This window comes from Glutamicibacter sp. AOP38-B1-38 (assembly GCF_052377485.1).
Classification (GTDB): Bacteria; Actinomycetota; Actinomycetes; order Actinomycetales; family Micrococcaceae; genus Glutamicibacter.
In genome coordinates, this window is record NZ_JBQSWU010000079.1 from 1 (window position 1) to 1,346 (window position 1,346).

At 51.0% G+C, this 1,346-nt stretch carries 3 protein-coding genes; 1 reads left to right on the plus strand and 2 read right to left on the minus strand.

Annotated elements, in window-relative coordinates:
• On the plus strand, positions 1-223 hold a 223-nt coding region (locus tag ACT3TP_RS18650; protein WP_444621281.1), incomplete at its 5' end, for a hypothetical protein.
• A 61-nt stretch (positions 224-284) separates the two neighbouring features.
• On the opposite strand, the gene ACT3TP_RS18655 is transcribed toward ACT3TP_RS18650, so the two are convergent.
• Both ACT3TP_RS18655 and ACT3TP_RS18660 read right to left on the minus strand, forming a co-directional pair.
• Positions 285-587 carry a hypothetical protein gene (locus ACT3TP_RS18655; RefSeq protein ID WP_013350251.1) on the minus strand — a complete coding sequence of 101 codons (303 nt, stop codon included), beginning with the start codon at positions 585-587 and terminating at the stop codon, positions 285-287.
• A 426-nt stretch (positions 588-1,013) separates the two neighbouring features.
• A complete protein-coding gene (locus ACT3TP_RS18660) occupies positions 1,014-1,256 on the minus strand; it encodes a hypothetical protein (RefSeq protein WP_096288488.1) in 243 nt (80 codons plus the stop codon).
• Positions 1,257-1,346 lie beyond the last annotated feature (90 nt).

Here is a 1,346-nt window from a genome sequence, read left to right on the forward strand (position 1 = left end):
GAGGGACTTCGCGGATTGGGCAACAAACGAAGCCTTAAAATGGTCATGCCTAAAGAAATACCAAAGCGGCAATAAAACTATTCGGTACGGTGGGGTTTATGAACTTCGAGATTCCCGTGGGCGGATCATAAAAAAAGTCGGCGTCACGGCATCAGTTTCAGCCACAAATTCCCGTCTCATCACATCTCATCCCGACAGTGTGAACCGAGCTTGCGGTAAATAATCAAGCTTCGCTGGTAAGTTCTAACAAGAAGGGCTATGGCGCATGTGCGCCATAGCCCTTCTCAGTCTTCTGCTTCTATTCTCATACTTGCCCCGTACATGGTTCCCCGTGAACCAGTGAAAGTATGAAGAGCTGCTATCAACTCCGAGAACGCATACTGTTCGCCGCCGGTAAAGCCTCGCGGCATTCTAATCCCGTTCAAACCGGCAAGTTCATTTTCCGTAACCCTCCATTTGACGACCGCCGTGCCATTATCGTCAAAATTGGGATATTCGATATAGATTCCCCACGGAGTTAGGCGAGCTTCATACCCACGTTCGTTCACTAGGTAATCAACATACCTTTGACGCTTAAATGTCTCCATAGAATAATCCTAAGTCCTCCAAGCAAACAATCTAGTTACGGTAGCGAAGATCTCTGATAATGAATTCCGACAGGTTACGATTGCGATGGACCCAAGGATCTTTTTTCGCCACGAACTGTCATTGTTAGAGCTTTCTCACAGTTAGCATCATACGAACCCCAGCAGCGCCAAGGGTTAACTCTGATACCTCCACGTGGTCTTACTCCTTTAAGATGATGTGCCCATGATAGGTGTTCCTCGTGGCCTGGCAAGTGATATTCGCTTATCAGAGGCCATGCACGGGCCACGATCCGCCGTCGAAGGAGAACTCAGGTACCGCAGCTTGTGGCTTGTGTGCGGGAGGTCGTTTGGTTCCTGCTGTCCACGTGGGTGCAGGAAAAGCAGCGCAGCGATTGGGCTTTTGCTGTGCACAGGTGGGCAGGAGGCTTAACCGCGATGCCCTGGTTTCGTCGCGGTTGATTCGGCTTCGGGTAGGGTTTCCATCCAGCAGGTCGCGTTGATGGCGACTTGGAGCGCTGCTAGGGCTTGGGCGACGGCTTGTTTCGTGTCGGGGTAGTCCTTGTTCCATGAGTCGGTGCTCATGGTGATGCGTCCGGTCTTCGCGAGGTCTTCCAGCTCGTTGGCTAGGGCTTTGAGGTCATCGTAAATTTCTGAGGCGTTGCGGGTCATGGCTTATCTCCTGGCCGGGTGGGCGAAAGTGACTAATTTTGAGTAACTGAGTAAATGAGCAACTGAGTAAATGAGTATGGTTGGGTCCCT